Genomic DNA, 23,204 nt, shown 5'->3' with positions numbered 1-23,204 from the left:
CGTTGCAACGGTTATTGGGGGGACCCGGGTCCCCGCCGGTATCCGCCACGCTCGGCAGAGTCAAGGACGCCTTCCGTAACGGAAGGAACGTGCGTGAACTCCTCTATTTCAGAGACCTTCGTGCCGAACATCCGCCCAGACTGCACCGACGAGCTCAAGGCGGCTCTGCGCCGGCGGATCATGGTGATCGACGGCGCGATGGGTACGGCGATCCAGCGCGACCGGCCGGACGAGGCCGGCTACCGCGGCGATCGGTTCACTGAGTGGCCGACCGCTCTGCAGGGCAACAACGACCTGCTCAACCTGACTCAGCCGCAGATCATCGAGGGGATCCACCGCGAGTATCTCGACGCGGGCGCCGACATCCTGGAGACCAACACGTTCAACGCGAACGCGATCTCGCTCTCCGACTACGACATGGCGGACCTGGCCTACGAGCTGAACTACGCCGGCGCCGCCCTGGCGCGGGCGGCCGCCGACGAGTACAGCACACCGGAGAAGCCGCGTTACGTCGCCGGCGCAATCGGGCCGACGACGCGGACCGCGTCGATCTCGCCCGACGTCAACGACCCCGGGGCCCGCAACGTCTCCTACGACCAGCTGGTCGCCGCCTACCTCGAAGCCGCCAACGGCCTGGTCGACGGCGGTGTCGACCTCCTCATCGTTGAGACGATCTTCGACTCGCTGAACGCCAAGGCGGCGGTGTTCGCACTCGAGACGCTGTTCGAGGAGCGCGGACGCCGCTGGCCGGTGATCATCTCGGGCACCATCACCGATGCCTCCGGGCGGACGTTGTCCGGTCAGGTCACCGAAGCGTTCTGGAACTCGATCAGGCACGCGAAGCCGATCGCGGTCGGCCTCAACTGCGCGCTGGGCGCGCCGGAGATGAGGCCCTACATCGCCGAGATGTCGCGGATCGCGGACACCTTCGTCTCCTGCTACCCGAACGCCGGACTGCCCAACGCCTTCGGCGAGTACGACGAGTCCCCCGAGCGTCAGGCGAGCTACATCGCCGACTTCGCCGAGGCCGGCCTGGTCAACCTCGTCGGTGGGTGCTGCGGGACGGCGCCGCCGCACATCACCGAGATCGCCAAGGTCGTCGAGGGCAAGCCGCCGCGCAAGGTGCCGGAGATGCCGGTGGCGACCCGGCTCGCCGGCCTCGAGCCGCTCAATATCACCGACGACTCACTGTTCGTGAACATCGGTGAGCGCACCAACATCACCGGCTCCGCCCGGTTCCGCAACCTGATCAAGGCCGAGGACTACGACTCCGCGCTGTCGGTCGCCCTGCAGCAGGTCGAGGTCGGCGCGCAGGTCATCGACATCAACATGGACGAGGGCATGATCGACGGCGTCGCCGCGATGGACCGGTTCACCAAGCTGGTCGCGGCCGAGCCCGACATCAGCCGCGTCCCGGTGATGATCGACTCCTCCAAGTGGGAGGTCATCGAGGCGGGCCTGAAGAACGTCCAGGGCAAGCCGATCGTCAACTCGATCTCCATGAAGGAGGGCGAGGAGAAGTTCGTCCGCGAGGCGCGGCTGTGCCGCAAGTATGGCGCCGCCGTCGTCGTGATGGCCTTCGACGAACAAGGGCAGGCCGACAACCTGGAGCGCCGCAAACAGATCTGCGGGCGCGCCTACCGGATCCTGACCGAACAGGTCGGCTTCCCGGCCGAGGACATCATCTTCGACCCGAACTGCTTCGCGCTGGCGACCGGTATCGAAGAGCACGCGACGTACGGGATCGACTTCATCGAGGCCTGCGCCTGGATCAAGGAGAACCTTCCCGGGGTGCACATCTCCGGCGGTATCTCGAACGTGTCGTTCTCGTTCCGGGGTAACAACCCCGTCCGCGAGGCGATCCATGCGGTGTTCCTGTACCACGCCATCAAGGCCGGCCTGGACATGGGCATCGTCAACGCCGGCGCGCTGGTGCCCTACGACTCGATCGACCCCGAGCTGCGGGACCGCATCGAGGACGTCGTCCTGAACCGCCGCGCGGACGCGGCCGAGCGGCTCCTGGAGATCGCCGAACGGTTCAACCGCTCGGAGAAATCCGAAGACCCGGCGGCGGCGGAGTGGCGATCCTTGCCGGTCCGCGAGCGGATCACGCACGCCCTGGTCAAGGGCTTCGACGCCCACGTCGATGCCGACACCGAGGAGTTGCGGGCCGAGATCGCCGAAGCGGGTGGCCGCCCGATCGAGGTGATCGAGGGCCCGCTGATGGACGGCATGAACGTCGTCGGTGACCTGTTCGGCTCGGGCAAGATGTTTTTGCCCCAGGTCGTGAAGTCGGCCCGGGTGATGAAGAAGGCCGTCGCGTACCTGCTGCCGTACATCGAGGCGGAGAAGGAAGAGTCCGGCGCCGCAGCTGGCAAGGACACCAACGGCACGATCATCATGGCGACCGTCAAGGGCGACGTCCACGACATCGGCAAGAACATCGTCGGGGTTGTCCTGCAGTGCAACAACTTCGAAGTGATCGATCTCGGTGTGATGGTGCCTGCCGAGAAGATCCTGGCCGCGGCGAGGGAGCACGACGCCGACATCATCGGGCTGTCCGGCCTGATCACCCCGTCCCTGGATGAGATGGTCAACTTCGCCGCCGAGATGGAACGCGAGGGTATGGAGATCCCGCTGCTGATCGGTGGCGCGACCACCTCGCGCGCCCACACCGCCGTGAAGGTGGCGCCGCGTCGCAGCGGTCCGGTGGTCTGGGTCAAGGACGCGTCCCGCTCGGTGCCGGTCGCCGCCGCGCTCCTCGACGACAAGCAGCGGCCGGCCCTGCTGGAGGCCACCGAGGCCGACTACGCATCCCTGCGGGAACGGCACGCCCAGAAGAACGAGCGACCGATGCTGACGCTGGAGAAGGCCCGCGCCAACCGGACGCCGATCGAGTGGGACGGCTACACGCCGCCGGTGCCGGCTATCGGTGCGGGAGTACGGGAATTTCAGGACTACGACCTCGCCGAGCTGCGCGAGTACATCGACTGGCAGCCGTTCTTCAACGCGTGGGAGATGAAGGGCAGATTCCCCGACATCCTCAACAATCCGGCCTCGGGGGAGGCGGCCCGCAAGCTGTACGACGACGCCCAGGAGATGCTCGACACCCTGATCAAGGAGAAGTGGCTGACCGCCAACGGGGTGATCGGGTTCTTCCCGGCCAACGCAGTCGGTGACGACATCGAGGTCTACACCGACGACACGCGTACCGAGGTGCTGACCACGCTGCACAACCTGCGTCAGCAGGGCGAGCACCGGGACGGCGTCCCGAACCGGTCGCTGGGCGACTACATCGCGCCCAAGGACACCGGTCTGGCCGACTACGTCGGCGCATTCGCCGTCACCGCGGGGCTCGGCAGCCAGGAGAAGATCGCCGAATTCAAGGCGGACCACGACGACTACAACGCCATCCTGCTGGAGTCGCTCGCCGACCGGCTGGCGGAGGCGTTCGCCGAACGTCTGCATGAGCGGGTCCGCAAGGAGTTCTGGGGATTCCAGCCCGACGAGCAGTTGGACAACGAGGCGCTCATCGACGAGAAGTACGTGGGAGTCCGCCCCGCCCCCGGATACCCGGCGTGCCCGGAGCACACCGAGAAGGTGACGCTCTGGAAGTTGATGGACGTCAAGGAACGGACCGGCATCGAGTTGACCGAGTCGATGGCGATGTGGCCCGGCGCCGCGGTCAGCGGCTGGTATTTCTCGCACCCGCAGTCGCAGTACTTCGTGGTCGGCCGGATGGCCCAGGACCAGGTCGCCGACTACGCGAAGCGCAAGGGCTGGACGCTGGCCGAAGCCGAGCGCTGGCTCGCGCCGAACCTCGGCTACAACCCCGAGGACTGAGCCCTACCATGATTGAGTTCGCACCGGGGGAGGGACGTTGATGCTGGAGCGGGAGTTGAACCGGATTGCCGACACCGCCGTGGAAGCCGTCAATGTCACGGTCCTGCACGTCCGGCGCACCGTCGGAGCGCTGTGTACCGCGCTCGACCGCACGAAACGCGAAGTCAGCGATCTAGCCTGGGACTACGGCGATCTGGTGACAAGCGTCCGTTTCTCGGCCCGCGGCAGCCGCGCATCCACCGGCGACGACGCTCAGGCGATGCGCAGCGAGCACGTTGCCGACGTGATATCGATCGACCTCCGGCGCCGAAAGGCCAACTGAGACAACCCGAGAGGCGCATGCGCTAGACGCGCAGCACCGAACTCAACGCCGACAGCGGGATGTGCGCCTGCACGGTGCCCCCGTCCATGAACCACTGCATGACGCCGGGCGTGAAATTGAGCGGCTCGTCGTGGGCCACCGGATAGTCGGGCATGTACAGGATCAGCTCGTCGGGCGTCACCGCCCACGCCTTGTACGCCCCCGAGTAGACCTTGTCGGGCGTCCAGCGGTCGACGGTGAAGGGATAGGTTCCCGGGTCGTGTGGCGGCGGCGCTTGGTTGAGCGCGGTTTCGATGAACGGCTGCGCCAGTGGGGGAAGGGCGGTCAGCGGATTCGACGTCGTCAAGTCGGCGAGCTGCACCCGCCGGCCGCCGACCATGTCGAACGTGAAGGTCCGGTAGGCGTTGTTGGGCTTCGGCCCGTCGGCGTGGTAGTCCTCGTGGAAGACCGCGCTCAGCAGGTTGCCGTGCCGGAAGACCTCGAAGTTCTCCTCGCCATAGCTGTCGGCGGCCATGCTGCCGTTGGCCGTCTTCCAGTTGTTGACCAGGGTGCGCAGGTAGTCGCGAATCACCGGCCCCGCGGTCGGATTGTCGACCAGGTCATCGGGTACGGCGACCTTGATGTCGCGTACGGCGTTGCGTTCCGACGTCACCGAGGTGTGGCAGTACTGGCCGTCCCAGTCGCCGCCCAGCTCGCCGCAGAACGAGGGGGCGGATGCGTGCGCCGGGGCGGTGCTGGGAATCGTTGCGGCCGCGACCAATACGGCCGCCGCGAACAATGTCTTGAGCATGAGATGGGTCCGCCCGAGCTCAGAGGAGTTGGACTTTGCTTGCCCGCCAGCGACCGTCGACCTTTTCCATGGTCATCTTGATCCGGCTGCGATCGATGCGTGGGTCGGGTGCGGCGGTGTTGGTGACGGTCTGGTCGATGAAGACGAGCACGACAACCTTGTTGGTGGATTGCGACTGGATCGCCGAGTCCACCACCACGCCGTGCGCGGTCGCCTTGTTGTCGATCAGCAGCTGCCGGAGCTTGACGCTGGACTGGGTATACATGTCTTTGAACTCGCCCGTCGCGCCATCGAGGACCTGCCTGAAGTTCTCGTCGACCTTGTTCGAATCGATGCTCGTCAGCACCTGTGCGTAGCCGATGGCCGCCTGTTGGGCCTGTTCGCCGGCCAGTTTCACCTGATGATCTTGCCACTGCCGCCAGCCGAGAAACCCCGAAACGGCAAGTGAGGCAACGAGTAAGGCGGGCAGCGCGCTGCGACGAAGGTAGTGCCGCCAGGGCCGCTTGCGGCGCTCGGGACGTTTGCGTTTGAGCAGCGCGCCCCCGCCCTCGTCCTCATCGTCCCCGCCGGCCGCTGCGTCGGCGTCGCCGGTGGCCACGTCGCCGGGCTCGTCGGTGCGTGAGTCAACGGCGTCTTCGGCTGCGGCTTGCGGTGTTTCGGCATCCGGTAGCGCTTCGGCGCGCGCCTTAACTTTCGGGTTCTTCACGGTGGTCACGATCACGATCAGCTCCTAACGATCGGCTCGGCTGGTTTACGGCTCTAGTGCGGCGGTTCGATCGGTAGAGGCGGGCCGCCGTAGGGGGTGGGAATGGTGTACCGACCCCGCGGGGTCGGGTCCGTGCGTTGGCCCAGGTTCGCCCCGGGCGGCGGGCCGGCGGTGTCGTCGCCGCCCGGCCGCGGCGCGTTCTTGGCGCCGCGGATCGAGACCGCGGGGTCGTCGTCGCGGCAGTAGGTGTACAAGAACGGCTCGTAGTAGTCCGCGGCCGAAGAGGGGTGCGACGGCGTCCCGTAGTCGCACACGTAGCGGGGGTAAAGGTCGGCCGTGGCCCAGACGCCGCCGTCGTGAAAGGCGCTCGTCACGGCGTCCAACACCGACCCGCGGTAGTCGGGAAACAGCGCGTTGAGCGCCGGGACCCGCAGGTAGAGCAGCTGCGACATGGTGGCCATGCTGCCCAACAGTTGCACCATCGTGTCGGAATTGTCGGCGAACAGGTTGTCGACGGCCGACAGGGTGCGCGGCGTCTGCGCCGTCAAACGGCGGTAGCCGGCCTGCATCCTGGCCACGCCGGCCAGGGTCCCGTTGAGTTCCGTTGCGGCGGCGCCCAGGCCGGCGTTCTTGTCGCTCGCCAGGGTGAGTACGACGCGACTGGTCTTGAGGATGCTGGTGGTCTGCGGCAGCACCGAATCAAGCGTGGAAAGCAGGAACGTGCCGCCGTCCACGATGGCGGTCAGCTTCGCCGGGCCCTCCTTGCTCAGGCTCAACTCCTTTTTGATCGACTCGATCTTGTGGGGGTCGACCTGGGCCAGTAGCCCGTCGGCGTCACCGAGCAACTGTGCCAGGCTGACGGGGACGTCCGCGTGGTCGGAGGTGATGACGCTGCCGTTGTGCAGATACGGCCCCGCGTCGGATGCGGCCTCGAAGTTGATGTACTGCTCGCCGGCCGGCGAGAGGGCCGACACGTGCACGACGCTGTTCGCCGGGATCCGCACCCTCGACGTGATGCTGGCGATCGCGTTCACCCCGGTGTCGGTGATCTGCAGCGACTCGACCCGGCCGACGCGCACCCCCCGCAGTGCGACATCCTGGTTGGGCAGCAGGCCACCGGATTCCGCCAGTTGCACGGTGACCCGGTAGGACGAGGCGAAGGGCTTCACCCGCAGCGCGCCGATCATCAGGTAGGCGGTCGCGACGACCAGGATGAGCACCAATCCGGCCACCGACAGCCAGACCTGCCGCCGGTGACCGGCCCGCACCGCCCGGACGGTGAGGTTGGCGAAGTCGTTGACGGCGCGGATCATGGTCGCGGTCCTGGCGCCGGCGGGGGGCCCGGCGCGACATCGATCTGGCCCGGGATATTGGGGTCCGGTACGACGGGAACCTGCGGCGAGTCGGGCCCCCGCCCGACGACGCGTTCCTGCAGCCGCCACAGGGTGTACTTGAGGGTCCCGACGAGCAGGTTCACGTTGTAGTGGTGCGGTCCGTGCAGCCCGATGTCACCGGGGAATCCGATATCGGGGAGCGAGCCGAGCATGATCTTGTCCACGCTCACGCGCACCGAAATCGAGTTGCCCGCCGTCGATTTGACCAACGCGGGGATCAACCGGTTCAGCGCCAGCCAGCTGGTATCCGGGCTCACCGCAACGTCGTTGGCAGCCCCGGCGACGGTGTTCAGGTCGCGGATGATGCTGCGGCCGCTGGTGTCGGTCCCGCCGATCGACGGGAACCTGGCCAGCAAGCGGGAGGTGTCGCCCACCTGCACGGCCAGATCCGAAATCTGCGTGGTGTTGTCGGCCAGGGCCGAAGTGGCGGGACCGGCAGCCGCCATCAGGTCGCTGATAGTCTGATTCTCGCCGTCGAGTTGATCGGCCAGCCGCGACAATTGGGTCAACGCGGTCGAGATCTGATCGGACCGCGAATCCAGGGTCCCGAGCAACTGGTTTGACTTGCGGATCATGTCGCCGAACGCCTGGCCCTGGTCACCGGTCGCCTTGCCGAAACCGTTGATGATGTTGGTGAAGTTGCGCACCGCGCCACCGTTCACCAGAATCGCCGCCGAGCTGAGCACCGACTCCACGGTCGCGGCCGCCGCCGTCGACTCCAGGCCGATGGTGTCGCCGTCCTTCAACAGCGGCCCGTCCGGTTCCCCCGCGGCCGGCGGCTTCAGAGCGACGAACACGTCGCCCAGTGGTGTCGCGGTCCGCAATTCGGCGGTGCTGCCGCGGGGCAGTTGTACACCGTCCCTGATGCGCAGCCTGGTGACCGCCGTGTAGTTACGGGCGACCATCGATTCGAGCTGTCCGACGTCGGCACCGGCCAGCTTCACCTTGGCGTTCATCGGCAGGTTGAGCGCGTTGGAGAACACCGCGTTCAGCGAATAGCCTCCCGAACCCAGTCCCGGGGCCGGAAGGGGCAGGCTGGCAAGGCCGTTCGTGGCGCATCCCGCGGTCACCATCGCCACCGCCGCCACCGCGACCGCCACCATTCCCCGCGTGCCCGGGGTCGTCATTTCTGCCCCATGGCGGCCAATCCGTCCAGCACATAGGTCAAGCCGAAATCGGGACCGAAATCCTGGATGGTCCCGGTGCTGCAGCCCAGTTGCCGCAGGCCCATCAGGTTGCAGATCTCTTTGGTGTACTGGCTGTCGAAGAGCAACCGGTCGGTGAGGAAACGGGCGCGGACGCTGCCGTTCGCGCGGTCGATCATGTTGTAGGCGTTGTCGGCCACCAGCGGAGCCAGATCCAGCAGTTCGGCCAGGTCGCGACGCTGGTCGGTCACCATCTTCAGGGTGGCATTGCCGTTCAGCACGCCCTGCTTGATGTTGTCGCGGTTGGCGTCGAGCAGGTCGCCGGCGCGCTGGATCAGCTGGTCGAGCTTGCGTCCGGTGCTGCCGCTGCCGATGTCCTCGTCGGCCATGATCTGGCTGACTTGGTGGATGGTGGAGGCGAATTCGCGCAACTTGGCGTCGTTGGCCGACACGGCATCGAACAGCGTGCTGATATTGTTCACGATCGTGGTGATCTGCTCGCGGGTCGCCGCGCCGCCGTCGCTGGACAGCCGGAGCGCCTTGGACAGCTCGCCCAGCGCCGCTTTGATCCGTTCGCCGTTGCCCTTGACCACCTCGGCGCCCCCGCCCAGCACATCGGCGATCGGTCCGCCGCCGCGGCCGTCGCCCTCGAGCGATTTGGTCACCTTGTCCAAAACGTTGAGGACGCTGCTGAATTCGACTGGCGTCTTGGTCCGGGGCAACCCGATGGTGTCGTGGTTCTGAAGGGTCGGTCCGCCGTGATAGGGCGGCGTGAGTTCGATCTGCCGGTCGGTCAGGATGGAGGTCGACACGGTGACGGCTTGCGCGGCGGCGGGAACTTTGACGTGGCGGTCGACGGTGAATTCGACTTCCACGTAGCCGCCCTTCGCGGTGATCTTGGTGATCTTGCCGACCGACATGCCCAACACCGCAACCTCATTACCCTCGTAAAGACCTGAGGCGCTGTCGAATTGGGCGGTCAACGTGATCGTGTCGTCGTCGGAACCCAGGTACCACCAGCCGACGCCGATCATCGCGGCGATGACCGCAACGGCGGTCACCACCGTCAGCACGTGGCCCCTCACTTGCAGTCCTTGAAATACTGGATCATCCCGAACTGCTTGGCGCGGCCGCTGATGGCGCACATCCACGAGTCGATCAGCGGAACGTTGGGGGCGTTGAAGTTGATCGCGTTGCCGTCACCGGTGAGGTTGGCCGCCTCACGGAAGAAAATCGGGCTGGTTTGCAGCATGCTGTGCAGCAGGTCGTCGTGTTGAGACATCAAGTTGGTGAAGTCCCGGACGTCCTTGATCAGCGCGTCCAGGCCCGAGCGGTCGCTGACCACGACCTGGCTCATGGTGTCGACCAGGCTCGAGAGCGATTGCATCATCGCGTGGAAAACCGCACGCCGCGCCACGAATTGGCCCAGCAGATCTTGGCCCTGGTCGACCAGGGTGCCGATGCCAGCCTGCTGGCGCCGCAGCGTGTTGGTCACCAGTTCGGTGCTGCGCAGCAGCTGTCCCAGTTGGTCTCGCCGTGTCGCGATGATCGAGGAGAGCGTGTTGATGTTCGAAATCGCCTGGGGCACAACCGCGGGCAGGCCCTCGAGCTGCTTACCCAGCACCGCAAGCGATTGCGCGAACCGGTCGGAGTCGACCTGCTCGAAAGTGGTGGTGGCGTCCTGCAACGCGGCCTGCAGGTCGTAGGGCACCTCGGTGTGGGCGAGATCGAAGGTGTTGTTGGGCAGGTGCGCCGGCCCGTTGGGTTCCAGCGCGAGATAACGCGAGCCCAGGATGGTGGTGACCTTGATCTGTGCCCGGGAATCCTTGCCCAGCGCGATGTTGTCCCGGATCTTCAGCCCCGCCTCCACATGGTCGCCGACCAGTTTCATGCTGGTGACGTTGCCCACGGGGATGCCCGCGACCACGATCGGGTTGCCGGCCCGCAACGAGGCCGCCTGGAGGAACTCCGCGGTGTAATGGCGGTATCCGGCGCCGAGCGCGTGCACGAGCAGCATCACCGCGATGATCACCGCCACCACCGCGACGGCGACGAACCCGAGCCACGTCTTGTTGTAGCTCTCCAGCGGACGCTTCGTCATCCGCCGCCAAACGGACGGGTCAGCCATCGGCCGTGCTCCTGCATCTCGGTGTGTGCCACGCCTTGTTACCGGGCGTGGCGGCGTTGACGATGATCGGCACCACGTCGTTGAGGCCGGGGAAGAACCCCATGAAGTTCACGTCGCAGACGTAGGCGTTTCCGTAGGCGCCCTGGTTGCCGACCCGGGTGAGCCCCTTCAGCAGCAGTGGGATGTTATCGCCGAAGAACGCGACCTGTGGTTCGACGTCCATGATGTGTTTGGTGACGCCGGGCTGGCGATCGATGAATTCGCGCAGTGCCGGATAGACGTCCGTGGCCGAGGCGGACAGCCGGCCGGTCACCCTGGCCAGGGAACCCACGGAGGCGACCAGGTCCGGGCGCCGGGCGTCGAGCTCGCCGACGACGCTGCGGGTCTGCGCGATGACCCCGTCGAGATTGTCGTTCTGTTCGGCGAGGTTGCCCATCACCTTGTCGAGATTGGTGATCACGGCGCCCAGGGCCTGGTCCCGTCCCGCGAATGTCTCTGTGAGCGTCGAGGTCTGGCCGACCAGTGTGGCCAGCGACGACGTGTCGCCCTGCAGCGAGGCGATGATGCCCTTGGTGAGGTTGTCGGCATCGTGGGGGTTCAGCAGGCTGAACAACGGCTCGTAGCCGTTGAGCAGCGTGGTGACGTCGAACGACGCTTCGGTGCGTTCCAGGGGGATGGTGCTGCCCGGCGGAAGCAGCTGAGGGCTGCCTTCCTTGCCCAACGACAACCCGAGGTAACGCTGGCCCACGATGTTCTGGTAGGTCACCGACGCGAGGGTGTTCCCGAACAACCGCTGTTCTTGCTGCACCACGAACGAGACTTTCGCCAGCGTCCCGTCCAGCTCGATCTTCTCGACCCGGCCGACGCGAACGCCGGCCATGCGCACGTCGTCCCCTTCGCGAAGCCCGTACACGTCGCTGAAGACCGCCGAATACTTGGCGGTGTTGCCGGCCACGTCGCGCCGCAGGCTCACATACACCAGCCACGTCAGTGTCAGCGAGACGATCATGAACAGGGTCAAGGCGATCAGCGGGCCGCGGAACCTCATTTGGCCTCCCCGGATGGCTGCGCCGGTGCGCGGGTCAGGGACACCGTGGTGCCCCGGGCGACCGGACCCAGCAGCAGCTCGGTGGCTTCGGTCGTGGGCGCCCCGGTGATGACGCCCAACATGTTTCGTTCGTACTGGCTCCCCACGGGTCCCACGTTCCCCCCGAAGCGAGAGACGCCGAACGAGGCCTGCGGAATCCACGGCGCCTTGGGCGCCACCGGCGCGACCCACGGCTCATGCGGTTGTGGCGTCGCGGGCGCCCCCGGCGAGGGGTTGTCGGGATTGGCACTCCCCGGCACGGGTGGTGAAGGCGTAACCCCGGCGGGCAGCGGGGGATTCGGGTCGGACAGGTTGGGGTTCGGGCTGATCAGCGGTGGACCGACGGCGACAAGGTTTCCGTCGGGGCCGATCACCGTCCCGGGGGGCGGCGCCAGATCCTTGGGCGGCTGGTAGTTCTGCGGCAGCAGCACTTCGGGCAGATCCGGCCGCACCGGAACCAGCGGGGCGGTGAAGCAGCTGGGCCCCTTCAGTTCGCCGTAGTGCGGGCAGTCGGCGCGGGTGTAGGTGGAACTGGGGGTGAACGTCAGCATCGCGCGCATGTTGCCGAGGTTGGTCTCGGGGTTCCAGACCTGCTCCATGAACTGGTTGGCCAGGTTGTCCAATTTGGTCACCGCGGGCACAAAGTTGTTCGACTTCTGCGCCAGCACGCCGAGGACGGGGGTGAAATCGGTGGTGATGCGGATGAGTTGGTCGATGTGGTTGCCGAACGACTGACGCGTCGTGCCGACCGTGTAGTCGGCGCCCGACAGCAGCGACGCCAACTGTCCGCGTGTTTCGGCGAAGGTCCGCATCGGCTCGACGGCCTGGTGCAAGGCGTCGAGAAGGTCGGGGGCCGTCTGTGCGAGCCCACGCGTCGCATCCAGCAGCGCGGACACCGTGGACGGGCCGGCGTCGGTGCTGACAATCGAATTCAGCTGATCGAGAAGGCGATTCAATTGTGCGCCGGCGTTGAGCAGGCTGACGCGGCGGTGGTCGGTGGCGGCACCCAGCGCGGCCAGGATCCCCACTGACCTGTCGTCGCGGCCGCGTCCCGCCGCGGCGAGCACGTCGCGCAACTTGCTCACCGTCGTCTGAAAGAGAACGGTCGGAAGCCGCCGGTCTTCTGAGATATGCGCGCCGGCCCGGATCGTCGCGCCGGGGCCGTTGCCGACCAGCTGAACCGACGAGACCGCGAACACGTTGCTGGGCACCACGCGCGCGGTCACGCTGGCCGGAATCGACTTGGCGTACTCCGGTTTGAGGTCGATGTGGACATAGTTCGGTTTGCCGTGCTCCGCGGGGAGGACGCCGTTGACCATCCCGACGAGCACGCCGTGGTACTTGACGTCCGACTTTTGCGGCAGGCCGTCGCCCACGTTGACCAGATCGGCGATCACCCGCACGTAATCGTTCAGCCGGCCAGTGGATTTGACCAACATTGCGGTGGTGAGCAGGGTGCTCACGAGCACCACCGCGATGCCGATGCCGAGCAGCTGGCGGTCGGAGGGGCCCCGTCCGTCCAGCTCAAAGGAATTGGGCATGTTCCACCGACCTCGCCACGGGGCCTACCCGCCGAACCTTGCGCCGGAGTCGACGCCCCACAGCGCCATGGTGAGCAGCATGTTCACGATGATCACGACGGTGATGCTGGCCCGCATGCCATGTCCGGCGGCGACCCCAACACCCTCGGGCCCGCCGCTGGCGTAATACCCGTAGTAGCACTGGATCGTGGACGCGATCCAGACGAAGACGACGGCCTTGATCAACGAGTAGACGACGTCCTGGCCCGCCAGCATCAGCGTGAAGTAGTGCAAGTAGGAACCGGTCGAGCCGCCACTGCCGATTGCCACCACTATCTGCGTGCTCAGGTATCCGATCGCCAGGCACGCGGCGTACAACGGGACGATCGCCACCACCGAGGCGATGAGCCGGGTGGTCACCAGGTAGGGGATCGGGCGGATCGCAATGGATTCCATCGCATCGATCTCCTCGGCGATGCGCATGGATCCGAGTTGGGCGGTGAAGCGGCAGCCGCCCTGCATCGCAAAGGCGAGTGATGCCATCAGGGGAGCCAACTCGCGGGTGTTGACCAACGAGGAGACGAACCCGGTGGCGGGCCCGAGCCCCAGCAGGTCCAGGAAGTTGTATCCCTCGATCCCGACGAGCGCGCCGACCGTCATGCCGAGCACGACCGCCACACCGGCGGTGCCGCCGCCCACCACGATCGAGCCGTTGCCCCAGGTGATGTTGGACAGCAGCCGCAAAAACTCGCCGCGGTACTGGCGCAAGGCGAGCGGCACGGCGACCAGCGCGCGGACGAAGAACACCAGCAAATGGCCGAGCCGGATGACCGGCACGGTGCCCCTGCGGTAGAGCCGGACGAGCGGGACCGAGATCGGCGCAAACGGTCGATAGGCGGAGGCCGTCACGTCACAGCCCCGTCCTGGGCGACAACATGATGTAGAGCTGGCTGATGGCGACGTTGACGATCATCAGCAGCAGGATCGCCTCGACGACCGCCGCGTTCACAGAGTTGGCGACTCCCGTCGGTCCGCCCTTGGTGGACAAGCCCTTCTGGCTCGACACGATCGCCACGATGGCGCCGAACACGATCGCCTTGAGCAGCGCCAGGATCATGTCGCCGGTCGTCGCGAACGACGCGAACGTCGACACGAAGCTGCCGGGTGCACCGTTCTGGAAGTACACGTTGAACATGTAGCTCGCGAAGAATCCGGCGAAACACACGACGCCGGTGAGGGCCACGCCGATCATCACCGCCGCGGCGAACCGAGGGACGACCAGACGGCGGATCACCGAGACGCCCATCACCTCCATCGCGTCGGTTTCCTCGCGCATCGTTCGCGAACCCAGGTCGGCGGTGATGGCCGACCCGACAGCCGATGCCATGAGGACCGCGGCCACCAGCGACGCCCCCTGCCGGATGACCGCGAGCCCGCTCGCGGCCCCGGCCAGCGACGTGGCCCCGACCTGGCCGGCGAGCAGCGCGAACTGGATGGAGAGGGTGACGCTGATGGGCAGCGACACCAGAATGGTCGGCAACACCGCGGTGCCGGCCATGAACGCGCCCTGGCGGACGAACTCTTGCCATTGGAATCGGCCGGACACCAGGTCGAAGAAGAAGTATTGAACGGTGCGCACTCCCAGCACGAACTGCTCGCCCACCGTCGTCAGCGACGCGAGCGGGTGACGTCGCACGTACCCCACCGACCAGTCCCGGATGGCGACGACGCCGTCGACCTGCGCCGTCATAACGGCGTGGCCCGGCGCGCAGCCAGCAAACCCGTGGCACCGGTCATCGCGTACCAGCTACCGCTTCCATCGGCCCTCTCCCCACCCCGAATCCCTGAGTGCCGAGCAGAGGACCTCGAGCGCCATTGAAGGCTATTGTTATTAAAATAGTGTCAACAAGCCCTTAGACTCTGCAGTTCATTGGTGTGTGCCGCATCACGTTAGCCTACTTGATAGGGACTTTCAATAGTGTAGAGTCACTCATCTCGGTTCGTCGCTGGACTGCGCCGCGGGTTGGAACGTCGGAATGACGAAGGTGATGGCATGCCCTCAGCAAACACCGGTTCGTTGCGGGACCGACGGCGGGCCGCCTTGCTGACCAAGATCCAGCAGACCGCGCACAGGCTTTTCGCCGAACGCGGCTTCGAGGTGGTGACGACGGAGGACATCGCCGCGGCCGCCGGGATTTCCATCAGCACCTATTTCCGGTACGCGCCCACCAAAGAGGGTTTGCTGGTCGATCCCGTCCGGGAGGCGGCCGCCGAGATCGTCGGTTCGTACAGCGCGCGGCCGCCGGATGAGTCGCCGGTGGAAGCCTTGATCCAGCTGTTCGTCACGCGCGCCAGAGATGTCAGCGGGGTTGACAACCTCGACCCGTGGCGCAACGCCGTCGCGACCGCGCCCCACCTCTTGAGCAAGTCCGTGCTCGTCAGCCAGGCCGACCACAGCAAGTTGATCGAGCAGGTCGCCCAGCGCATGGGCGTGGACGCGGCGGTGGACATCCGGCCCGCGCTGTTGGTCCACACGAGTTTGGCGACAGTGCAATTCGTTCTCGACGGGTGGCTGGCATCGGATATGGCCACCAGCCCGCCCTTTCACGAGCAACTGGAAAAAGCGCTGCGGATCACCCTCGCCGGTTTCGACTGAGCGTGGGTTCGGATCCGGCCGGAGTGAAACCGCCGTGACTTTGCTCGCCGCCGCGTGAAACAATCGCTGGCCGTGAAGACCTTCGAGGACCTGTTCGCCGAACTGGGCGAGCGCGCCCGTACTCGCCCGGCCGGCAGCGCCACGGTCGCCGCGCTGGACGGCGGCATCCACGGGCTGGGCAAGAAGATCCTGGAGGAGGCCGGCGAGGTGTGGCTGGCCGCCGAGCACGAATCCGACGACGCCCTGGCCGAGGAGATCAGCCAGTTGCTGTACTGGACGCAGGTGCTGATGGTTGCCCGCGGCCTGTCCCTCGACGACGTCTACGCGAAGCTGTGACCATGTTGCGCGTCGCGGTTCCCAACAAGGGCACGCTGAGCGAGCCGGCGAGCGAGATCCTCGCCGAGGCGGGCTACCGGCGTCGCACCGATTCCAAGGACCTCACCGTCATCGACCCGGTCAACCAGGTCGAGTTCTTCTTCCTGCGGCCCAAAGACATTGCGATCTATGTGGGTTCGGGTCAGCTGGATTTGGGCATCACCGGACGGGACCTGGTCCGCGACTCCGACGCGCCGGTCCGCGAACGATTGGCGTTGGGTTTCGGGTCGTCGAGTTTCCGGTATGCCGGCCCGGCCGGTCGCGGTTGGACGACGGCGGATCTCGCAGGCAAGCGGATCGCCACCGCCTACCCGAACCTTGTCCGAAAGGACTTGGCGGACAGGGGTATTGAAGCAACCGTCATCAGACTCGACGGGGCGGTGGAGATTTCGGTGCAGCTGGGTGTGGCCGACGCGATCGCCGACGTGGTCGGTTCCGGGCGCACGCTGAGTCTGCACGACTTGGTGGCCTTCGGCGACCCGCTGTGCGACTCGGAGGCGGTGCTGATCGAGGGCGTCGACCCGGACGGCCAGGGCGAGACGCGGGCGGCGCGCGACCAACTGGTGGCGCGCATCCAGGGCGTGGTGTTCGGCCAGCAATACCTGATGCTCGACTACGACTGCCCGCGTTCGGTCCTGGACAGGGCCACCTCGATCACGCCCGGGCTGGAGTCGCCGACCATCGCGCCGCTGGCGGACCCGGACTGGGTGGCCATCCGCGCGCTGGTGCCGCGTCGGGGCGTCAACGAGATCATGGACGAGCTGGCCGCCATCGGCGCCAAAGCGATTCTGGCTTCCGACGTCAGGTTCTGCCGGTTCTGACCGAACGGGTGCGGTGCCCGCGGCTGTGTTAGCGTCCGCCTAGGGCTGCTTGCCCGTGTTGCTCCCCATGGGCCGTCATCCCTTGCCGTTACCGGGTCGTCCCAGGAGGGTCTTCGTGACACATGCGCTTATTCTGCTGCTGGCTTTACTGATCGGTGTCATCGCCGGGTTGCGCTCGTTGACGGCTCCCGCCGTGGTCGCCTGGGCTGCTTTCCTGGGGTGGATCGACCTGCATGGCACGTGGGCCGCCTGGATGGCCAGCATCATCACGGCGGTCGTCTTCACCGTGCTCGCCGTCGGCGAACTGGTCAACGACAAGCTGCCCAAGACGCCCGCCCGCACGGCGCCACCGATCTTCGCCGCCCGGATCGTCACGGGCGGGCTGGCGGGCGCGGTCCTGGGCGCCTGGCCGCACTGGACGTTTTCCGCGCTCGGCGCGGGCGTCGTCGGGGCGGTGCTCGGCACCCTCGGTGGTTACCAGGCGCGCAAACGCCTGGCCGCCGTGGCCGGACGGGACCTGCCGATCGCGCTGCTGGAGGACGCCGTCGCGATCGTCGGCGGATTCGTCATCGTCGCGGTGACCGGCCACGTGCTGACGGAGTACCTGCTGACGGCGGTTAAGTGACGGAGCATTTCGACGCGATCATCGTCGGGGCCGGACAGGCCGGGCCGCCACTGGCGGGGCGGCTGACGGCGGCGGGGCAGCGGGTCGCGCTGGTGGAGCGCAAACTCATCGGCGGCACCTGCGTCAACACCGGATGCATCCCGACGAAGACACTGGTGGCCAGCGCGTACGCCGCGCACCTCGCGCGCCGCGGTGCCGACTTCGGGGTGGCGACCGGGCCGGTCAGCGTTGACATGGCCAAAGTCAAGGCGCGCAAAGACGAAATCATGCTGGGCGACCGTAAGGGCGTCGAGGACTGGCTGGCGGGCATGGACGGCTGCACCGTCGTGCGCGGGCACGCCCGCTTCGAGGATCCGCACACCGTGCGTGTCGACGGCACCGCCCTGCGCGCCGACCGGATCTTCCTCAACGTCGGTGGCCGCGCGGTGGTGCCGGACATCCCGGGCCTGTCCGGCGTCGAGTTCCTCACCAACGTGTCGATCCTCGAACTCGACGCGCTGCCGGATCATCTGGTCATCCTCGGCGGCAGCTACATCGCGCTGGAGTTCGCGCAGATGTATCGGCGCTTCGGGGCGCGGGTGACGGTCGTCGAGCGGGGGTCGCGTCTGGCATCCCGGGAAGACGAGGACGTGTCCGCCACCATCCGCGACATCCTCGAGGACGAGGGCATCGACATCGTCGTCGGCGCCGACGACGTGCGGATCACCAAGACCGACAACGGTTTTGAGCTTACGCCCAGCGGCGGCGCCGCCCCGATCGCCGGAAGTCACCTGCTACTGGCCGTGGGCCGGCGACCCAACACCGACGACCTGGGCCTGGAGGCGGCCGGTGTGCGGACCGACGCCCGCGGCTACATCGTGGTCGACGACCAGCTCAAGACCAACGTCGACCACATCTGGGCGATGGGGGACTGCAACGGCAGGGGTGCCTTCACCCACACCTCCTACAACGATTTCGAGATCGTCGCCGCCAACCTCCTCGACGGCGACCCGCGGCGGGTGAGCGACCGCATCACCACCTACGCGCTCTACATCGACCCCCCGCTGGGGCGGGCGGGCATGACCGTCGACCAGGTCCGCGCGTCGGGACGTCGCGCGCTGGTCGGTAAGCGCCCGATGACCAGAGTCGGCCGGGCCGTGGAAAAGGGTGAGACGCAAGGCTTTATGAAGGTGGTAGTCGACGCCGAGACCCAAGAGATTTTGGGAGCGGCCATCTTCGGCGTCGGCGGTGACGAGGCGATTCACGCCATCCTGGACGTCATGTCGGCCAAGGCGCCCTACACCACGCTGGCGCGCACCATGCACATCCATCCCACCGTCAGCGAGCTGGTGCCCACCATGCTGCAGGAAATGGCCCCGCTTGCGGGGGACGGGTCGCCACCATCAAACTAGCGCGCTGCGGTGGCGGGGCGACGGGAGCGGCGTCGCCTGCTGCGCCCCGCCGTCGAACCGTGGGTGGCAACAGGGGTCGGCGCGGGCCGAGGGGCCGCCACCGGCACGGCCGCGATGGTCTCCCGGGGCGCGGCCTGGCCGGCCAGGTTGTGAATGACGGGGGAGGCTGCGGTGACCTGCTGGGGGACGGCGCGGATGGCCGCCTTGCGCATCATCGATTCGGTGTCGCGGCGTTGCTCGGGCAGCGCGATGGTGACCACGTCACCGGAGGCGCCGGCCCGAGCCGTGCGGCCGGAGCGATGCAGGTAGGCCTTGTGCTCCGCGGGCGGGTCGACGTGGACGACCAGTTCGACGTTGTCCACGTGCACGCCGCGTGCGGCGATGTCGGTCGCGACGAGCACTCGCGCCTGTCCGGCCGCGAACGCCGCCAGGTTGCGGTCGCGCACGGCTTGGGAAAGGTTGCCGTGCAACTCCACCGACGCGATCCCCGATTGGCTGAGCTGGCGGGCCAGTTTCCGCGCCTGGTGCTTGGTCCGCATGAAGAGGATCCGCCGGGAGTCCCCCGTGGCCAACCGATGTACCACGTCCTTCTTGGCCTGCGGCCCGTCGACACAGAACAGGTGGTGCGTCATCGCGGGGCTCGCCGACTTCGGTTCTGCGATCGACCGCGTCACCGGGCTGGTGAGGAATCGCTTCACCAGGGTGTCGACCGCCGCGTCCAGGGTGGCGGAGAAGAGCATCCGCTGGCCGCTGGCGGGAGTGGCCGCCAGGATGCGAGTGACGGTGGGCAGGAAGCCCAGATCGGCGAGGTGGTCGGCCTCGTCGATGACCGTGACCTGCACCGCGCCCAGGCTGACGAGGCCTTGCTTCATCAGATCCTCCAGCCGCCCGGGGCAGGCGACGACGATATCGACCCCCGACTTCAGCGCGGCGACTTGCTTGTTTTGCGGCACCCCGCCGAAAATCGTGACCACGCGCAGCCCCCGTACCGCGGCGAGCGGCGCGATGGTCGCGGCGATTTGTGTGGCCAGTTCGCGGGTGGGCGCCAACACCAGCCCGGTGGGCTTGCGTGGCCGTCGATCACCGGCATCGAGCCGGCTTACCAGCGGAATCGCGAAGGCCAGCGTCTTGCCGCTGCCGGTCTTGCCGCGGCCCAACACATCACGGCCGGCAAGCGTGTCCGGCAGCGTCTCGATCTGGATGGGAAACGGCCGGTGGGCGCCGCGTTTGGCGAGCGCGTCAATCAACGGAGGGCTCACCCCGAGGTGAGCAAAAGTTATGTCTTCAAGCATCTTTCAGTGTCCTACAGCTTCGGTGGTAGCGAGATTGCCCGTCTGGCAACATCGGTCGTCGCGACTCGAGGCTGTGCGGTGCGCACCTAGTCATCTCGGACTCGGCGCCCCGCGGGGATCTGAGAAGAAATAACGAATCGATCACGACTCGCCGGCCAAGCCATTCGGCGGCCAACGTTGACACGAGCTTACCGCATCCGTCGATGCGGGCCTATTCGGCGGCCGCTACACCGCAATGACCCTCATCACAGCGGCGGGACCGTCGACGGTCATGCCGCCGGTTCGGTGGGCTGCGGAACCCCTTGTGCCAGTGCGTAATCCGGCCACCCGGGGTAGGGCGGCGGTGTTCCGCCGAACAGCGGGCAGTGCTGCCGGTGGGGGCACCAGTCACACAGCCGCGACTGGCTGGGCCGGAAATCGCCCGTCTGGCCCGCGGATTGGATGGCACGCCAGATCGCCATCAGGGTTTTCTCGAAGCGCACCAACTCGTCGTGGTCCGGCGAGTAGTCCAGCACCTGCCCGTCGGCCAGGTAGATGAGCCGCAGCCGGGTGGGCGGCACGCCGCGCGTGCGCAGCAGGGCCACCGCGTAGAACTTCATCTGGAACATCGCCTTGAACTCGGCCAAGGCCCGCGCGGCCGGCGGCGACTTGCCGGTCTTGTAGTCGACCACCCGCACCTCTCCCGTGGCGGCGACGTCGATCCGGTCGATGAAGCCTCGCAGCAGCGTGCCGTCGGCGAGCTCGACCTCCACGCGCTCCTCACAGCACTGCGGGTCGAAGCGGGTCGGGTCCTCGAGCCGGTAATAGCCGGACAGCAACGCCCGAGCCTCGGCGAGCAGCTGGCCGCGCTGCTCGGGACCGAACTCGCCGACCATGTCGGGCGCCGCGGCGACCACCTGGTCCCAGGCCGGCTCGACCAGCGACAGCGCGGTGTCGGGACCGCGCTGCGCGGCGGGCAGCCCGTAGAGCTGCTGCAGGGTGGCGTGCACCACCGAGCCGCGCAGCTGCGCGGCCGACGGCGCCTCGGGCAGCCGGTCGATCGCCCGGAACCGGTACAGCAGCGGGCACTGCTTGAAGTCCGCCGCCCGCGAGGGGGACAGTGCCGGTTTCGAAGCCGGTCTTGCTGCCGGCCGCGCAAGTGTCAGCGGCTGGTCGGTCATGCCCGCAGCGTAGAACCGGAGGCCGACAACCCCGGGCACCGCCCGCGGCGAGTCGGCTGGCACGCTAGACGGCGTGTCCGCAACCGGCCCGTTCACCGTCGGGGAACGCGTCCAACTCACCGACGCCAAGGGCCGGCACTACACGATGTCGCTCACGCCCGGCGCGGAGTTCCATACCCATCGCGGGTCGATCGCCCACGATGCGCTGATCGGGCTGGAACAGGGCAGCGTGGTCAAATCCAGCAACGGCGCGCCCTTCCTGGTGCTGCGCCCGCTGCTGGTCGACTACATCATGTCGATGCCCCGCGGGCCGCAGGTCATCTATCCCAAGGACGCCGCGCAGATCGTGCACGAGGGCGACATCTTCCCGGGCGCGCGCGTGCTGGAGGCCGGGGCGGGATCGGGGGCGCTGACCTGTTCGCTGCTGCGCGCCGTCGGGCCCGACGGGCGGGTGGTCTCCTACGAACAGCGCGCCGACCATGCCGAACACGCCCGTCGCAATGTCTCGGTGTTCTACGGCCAACCCCCGGACAACTGGGAACTCATCGTCGCCGACGTCGCCGACTCGGAGATGCCCGACGGTTCTTTCGACCGGGCCGTGCTCGACATGCTCGCGCCGTGGGAGGTGCTCGACGCGGTCGCCCGGCTGCTCATCCCCGGCGGCGTGCTGATGATCTATGTCGCTACCGTGACCCAGCTGTCGCGGGCCGTGGAGGCGCTGCGGGCTCAGCAGTGCTGGACCGAGCCGCGGTCGTGGGAGACGCTGCAACGCGGCTGGAACGTCGTCGGTCTGGCCGTGCGGCCGCAGCACTCGATGCGCGGCCACACCGCGTTCCTGATCTTCACGCGGCGGCTCGCGCCCGGCGTCGTCGCACCGGCGCCGTTGGGTCGCAAACGCGAGGGCCGCGACGGCTAGCGCCAACCGTCAAGCACTAATCATCGCTGCGCCGCAGGCCGCGCCGTACCGACAGGAGCTCGAACTCGGGATGCGCGGCCACCAGCCGTTCCGCCGCGTCCAGGACGTCGACCGCCTGGCTGCGGTCGCCGGACACCGTGGCCACGCCGATGCCCGCGCGTCGATACAGCTCGCGCGAACCAGTCTCGGCCGCCGAAACGCTGAACTTGCGCTGCAGCTCGGCGACCACGGGGCGGATCACCGACCGCTTCTGTTTCAGGGATCGGACATCGCCCAGCAGGACGTCGAATTCGAGCCAACCGATCCACATGCCGCGCGTCACCCGGGTGGACCCGGGGCCGGACCGGGCTCCGGCCCCGGGGCCGGTTGCTGGGCAGGCGCCGGCTCGGGAGCCGGGGACGGCGCCGGGTTGGCCGGCGGCGGCACCGTCGGCGACTTGCCCAACGCCAGCAACATCTCGGCGGTTTGCCGGGACAGCTGCCAACCGCCTTGAAAGGGCGTGAATTCCATAGGGAAGTGAAAGCTGGCGTTGGCGGCCCGGGCCGTGTTCACGTCGATGGTCGCCACCACGTCGGAGGACGTCTTGTCCGACCACGCGATGTCGTGCGCGACGAAGTTGATGGGCAGGTAGCCGTTGTCGCGCAGCGCATTGGTGAACTTGTCCAGGTTTTCGGCGCTTTCGGGCGTCGCGCCTTCGACCAGACTCACCTTGTTGATGCCGGGTATCTTCGGGTCGACCAGCCGCGTCAAGATGTCGGTGAGGGCTTCGGGCGGCGGCAGTGGGGTAGTCGGAGAGATGACAACCGTGCTCGACGTCGCCGGCGCCGCCGCGGGCACGGAGGAGGCGATTCTGGGTTGTTGATGCGACGAGCATCCCGAGATGCCGACCGCCGCCAGGACGGCGGCGGCGGTCAACGTTGCGGACAGGTGCCGGTGCATCCAGTCGGTCAGGCCGGCCGGCGGGTCGTGGCGCTTCTCGGAGCGGGCACCCGCCGCGCGGTGGGGCCAACGGGTGCAACTGAACTCACACCCG

At 67.3% G+C, this 23,204-nt stretch carries 22 protein-coding genes; 8 read left to right on the top strand and 14 right to left on the bottom strand.

Annotation, left to right across the window (positions count from 1 at the left end; genetic code table 11):
* The first annotated feature begins 93 nt into the window (after positions 1–93).
* Both metH and G6N51_RS05415 read left to right on the top strand, forming a co-directional pair.
* Positions 94–3,843: a methionine synthase gene (gene metH, locus G6N51_RS05420; protein WP_083172722.1), complete on the top strand. Its 3,750-nt coding sequence runs from the start codon at positions 94–96 to the stop codon at positions 3,841–3,843.
* A gap of 40 nt (positions 3,844–3,883) precedes the next feature.
* Positions 3,884–4,165: a hypothetical protein gene (locus G6N51_RS05415; protein ID WP_083172721.1), complete on the top strand. Its 282-nt coding sequence runs from the start codon at positions 3,884–3,886 to the stop codon at positions 4,163–4,165.
* A gap of 22 nt (positions 4,166–4,187) precedes the next feature.
* On the opposite strand, the gene G6N51_RS05410 is transcribed toward G6N51_RS05415, so the two are convergent.
* The 10 genes from G6N51_RS05410 to G6N51_RS05365 are packed head-to-tail and all read right to left on the bottom strand — an operon-like array spanning position 4,188 to position 14,685.
* A complete protein-coding gene (locus G6N51_RS05410) occupies positions 4,188–4,955 on the bottom strand; it encodes a mannan-binding family protein (protein WP_083172720.1) in 768 nt (255 codons plus the stop codon).
* A 19-nt stretch (positions 4,956–4,974) separates the two neighbouring features.
* Positions 4,975–5,682 carry a YfgM family protein gene (locus tag G6N51_RS05405; RefSeq protein ID WP_083172719.1) on the bottom strand — a complete coding sequence of 236 codons (708 nt, stop codon included), beginning with the start codon at positions 5,680–5,682 and terminating at the stop codon, positions 4,975–4,977.
* Positions 5,683–5,714: 32 nt separating this feature from the next.
* Positions 5,715–6,974, bottom strand: a complete 1,260-nt coding sequence (locus G6N51_RS05400; protein WP_083172718.1) for an MlaD family protein — start codon at positions 6,972–6,974, stop codon at positions 5,715–5,717.
* Entirely contained in the window at positions 6,971–8,182 is a 1,212-nt protein-coding gene (locus G6N51_RS05395; RefSeq protein WP_083172717.1) for an MlaD family protein, read from the bottom strand. Before G6N51_RS05395 ends, G6N51_RS05400 begins: the two co-directional genes overlap by 4 nt.
* Positions 8,179–9,291 carry an MCE family protein gene (locus G6N51_RS05390; protein WP_083172760.1) on the bottom strand — a complete coding sequence of 371 codons (1,113 nt, stop codon included), beginning with the start codon at positions 9,289–9,291 and terminating at the stop codon, positions 8,179–8,181. Before G6N51_RS05390 ends, G6N51_RS05395 begins: the two co-directional genes overlap by 4 nt.
* On the bottom strand, positions 9,282–10,328 hold the full coding sequence (locus G6N51_RS05385; RefSeq protein ID WP_083172716.1) for an MCE family protein: 1,047 nt from the start codon (positions 10,326–10,328) through the stop codon (positions 9,282–9,284). The genes G6N51_RS05390 and G6N51_RS05385 overlap by 10 nt, the downstream gene beginning before the upstream one ends.
* The gene (locus G6N51_RS05380) at positions 10,321–11,376 is read right to left on the bottom strand and encodes an MlaD family protein (protein ID WP_083172715.1); all 1,056 of its coding nucleotides are present in this window, start codon (positions 11,374–11,376) and stop codon (positions 10,321–10,323) included. The genes G6N51_RS05385 and G6N51_RS05380 overlap by 8 nt, the downstream gene beginning before the upstream one ends.
* On the bottom strand, positions 11,373–12,956 hold the full coding sequence (locus G6N51_RS05375) for an MlaD family protein (protein ID WP_083172714.1): 1,584 nt from the start codon (positions 12,954–12,956) through the stop codon (positions 11,373–11,375). The genes G6N51_RS05380 and G6N51_RS05375 overlap by 4 nt, the downstream gene beginning before the upstream one ends.
* 24 nt (positions 12,957–12,980) lie before the next feature.
* The gene (locus G6N51_RS05370) at positions 12,981–13,844 is read right to left on the bottom strand and encodes an ABC transporter permease (RefSeq protein ID WP_083172713.1); all 864 of its coding nucleotides are present in this window, start codon (positions 13,842–13,844) and stop codon (positions 12,981–12,983) included.
* Between the two features lies 1 nt (position 13,845).
* Positions 13,846–14,685: an MlaE family ABC transporter permease gene (locus G6N51_RS05365; protein ID WP_083172712.1), complete on the bottom strand. Its 840-nt coding sequence runs from the start codon at positions 14,683–14,685 to the stop codon at positions 13,846–13,848.
* A gap of 303 nt (positions 14,686–14,988) precedes the next feature.
* On the opposite strand from G6N51_RS05365, the gene G6N51_RS05360 reads away from it, so the two are divergent.
* From G6N51_RS05360 to G6N51_RS05340, 5 genes are all read left to right on the top strand, one after another.
* Positions 14,989–15,591, top strand: coding sequence for a TetR family transcriptional regulator (locus tag G6N51_RS05360; RefSeq protein ID WP_083172711.1), 603 nt, complete (start codon positions 14,989–14,991; stop codon positions 15,589–15,591).
* 54 nt (positions 15,592–15,645) lie between these two features.
* Entirely contained in the window at positions 15,646–15,927 is a 282-nt protein-coding gene (locus G6N51_RS05355) for a phosphoribosyl-ATP diphosphatase (RefSeq protein WP_083172710.1), read from the top strand.
* 2 nt (positions 15,928–15,929) lie between these two features.
* The gene (gene hisG / locus G6N51_RS05350) at positions 15,930–16,787 is read left to right on the top strand and encodes an ATP phosphoribosyltransferase (RefSeq protein ID WP_083172709.1); all 858 of its coding nucleotides are present in this window, start codon (positions 15,930–15,932) and stop codon (positions 16,785–16,787) included.
* Positions 16,788–16,902: 115 nt separating this feature from the next.
* Entirely contained in the window at positions 16,903–17,412 is a 510-nt protein-coding gene (locus G6N51_RS05345) for a DUF4126 domain-containing protein (protein WP_083172708.1), read from the top strand.
* Positions 17,409–18,803, top strand: a complete 1,395-nt coding sequence (locus tag G6N51_RS05340; RefSeq protein WP_083172707.1) for an FAD-containing oxidoreductase — start codon at positions 17,409–17,411, stop codon at positions 18,801–18,803. Before G6N51_RS05345 ends, G6N51_RS05340 begins: the two co-directional genes overlap by 4 nt.
* On the opposite strand, the gene G6N51_RS05335 is transcribed toward G6N51_RS05340, so the two are convergent.
* Positions 18,800–20,095 (bottom strand): DEAD/DEAH box helicase, encoded by a 1,296-nt coding sequence (locus G6N51_RS05335; protein WP_083172706.1) that lies wholly within the window; start codon positions 20,093–20,095, stop codon positions 18,800–18,802. The two genes, G6N51_RS05340 and G6N51_RS05335, sit on opposite strands and share 4 nt — an antisense overlap.
* A 269-nt stretch (positions 20,096–20,364) precedes the next feature.
* A complete protein-coding gene (locus G6N51_RS05330; RefSeq protein WP_083172705.1) occupies positions 20,365–21,255 on the bottom strand; it encodes a RecB family exonuclease in 891 nt (296 codons plus the stop codon).
* 73 nt (positions 21,256–21,328) lie between these two features.
* Here G6N51_RS05330 and trmI point away from each other — a divergent pair, with 73 nt between their 5' ends.
* On the top strand, positions 21,329–22,171 hold the full coding sequence (trmI, locus tag G6N51_RS05325) for a tRNA (adenine(58)-N(1))-methyltransferase TrmI (RefSeq protein WP_083172704.1): 843 nt from the start codon (positions 21,329–21,331) through the stop codon (positions 22,169–22,171).
* Between the two features lie 16 nt (positions 22,172–22,187).
* Here trmI and G6N51_RS05320 read toward each other — a convergent pair whose 3' ends face one another.
* Positions 22,188–22,481 (bottom strand): DUF503 domain-containing protein, encoded by a 294-nt coding sequence (locus G6N51_RS05320; RefSeq protein ID WP_083172759.1) that lies wholly within the window; start codon positions 22,479–22,481, stop codon positions 22,188–22,190.
* An 8-nt stretch (positions 22,482–22,489) separates the two neighbouring features.
* Positions 22,490–23,110, bottom strand: a complete 621-nt coding sequence (locus G6N51_RS05315; RefSeq protein WP_083172703.1) for a hypothetical protein — start codon at positions 23,108–23,110, stop codon at positions 22,490–22,492.
* Positions 23,111–23,204: the final 94 nt, after the last annotated feature.

Origin of the sequence: Mycobacterium paraseoulense (genome assembly GCF_010731655.1) — a bacterium.
Taxonomy (GTDB): Bacteria; Actinomycetota; Actinomycetes; order Mycobacteriales; family Mycobacteriaceae; genus Mycobacterium; species Mycobacterium paraseoulense.
The sequence above is the reverse complement of the archived record's forward strand: the minus strand, read 5'-3'. Positions and strand labels throughout refer to the sequence as shown.

Bases quoted from the DNA above. Each gene is read 5' to 3' on its own strand.
- G6N51_RS05415 (WP_083172721.1), top strand. From the start codon at position 3,884: ATGCTGGAGCGGGAGTTGAACCGGATTGCCGACACCGCCGTGGAAGCC.
- G6N51_RS05410 (WP_083172720.1), bottom strand. From the start codon at position 4,955: ATGCTCAAGACATTGTTCGCGGCGGCCGTATTGGTCGCGGCCGCAACG.
- G6N51_RS05400 (WP_083172718.1), bottom strand. From the start codon at position 6,974: ATGATCCGCGCCGTCAACGACTTCGCCAACCTCACCGTCCGGGCGGTG.
- G6N51_RS05395 (WP_083172717.1), bottom strand. From the start codon at position 8,182: ATGACGACCCCGGGCACGCGGGGAATGGTGGCGGTCGCGGTGGCGGCG.
- G6N51_RS05385 (WP_083172716.1), bottom strand. From the start codon at position 10,328: ATGGCTGACCCGTCCGTTTGGCGGCGGATGACGAAGCGTCCGCTGGAG.
- G6N51_RS05380 (WP_083172715.1), bottom strand. From the start codon at position 11,376: ATGAGGTTCCGCGGCCCGCTGATCGCCTTGACCCTGTTCATGATCGTC.
- G6N51_RS05375 (WP_083172714.1), bottom strand. From the start codon at position 12,956: ATGCCCAATTCCTTTGAGCTGGACGGACGGGGCCCCTCCGACCGCCAG.
- G6N51_RS05365 (WP_083172712.1), bottom strand. From the start codon at position 14,685: ATGACGGCGCAGGTCGACGGCGTCGTCGCCATCCGGGACTGGTCGGTG.
- G6N51_RS05360 (WP_083172711.1), top strand. From the start codon at position 14,989: ATGCCCTCAGCAAACACCGGTTCGTTGCGGGACCGACGGCGGGCCGCC.
- hisG (WP_083172709.1), top strand. From the start codon at position 15,930: ATGTTGCGCGTCGCGGTTCCCAACAAGGGCACGCTGAGCGAGCCGGCG.
- G6N51_RS05335 (WP_083172706.1), bottom strand. From the start codon at position 20,095: ATGCTTGAAGACATAACTTTTGCTCACCTCGGGGTGAGCCCTCCGTTG.
- G6N51_RS05330 (WP_083172705.1), bottom strand. From the start codon at position 21,255: ATGACCGACCAGCCGCTGACACTTGCGCGGCCGGCAGCAAGACCGGCT.
- G6N51_RS05320 (WP_083172759.1), bottom strand. From the start codon at position 22,481: ATGTGGATCGGTTGGCTCGAATTCGACGTCCTGCTGGGCGATGTCCGA.
- G6N51_RS05315 (WP_083172703.1), bottom strand. From the start codon at position 23,110: ATGCACCGGCACCTGTCCGCAACGTTGACCGCCGCCGCCGTCCTGGCG.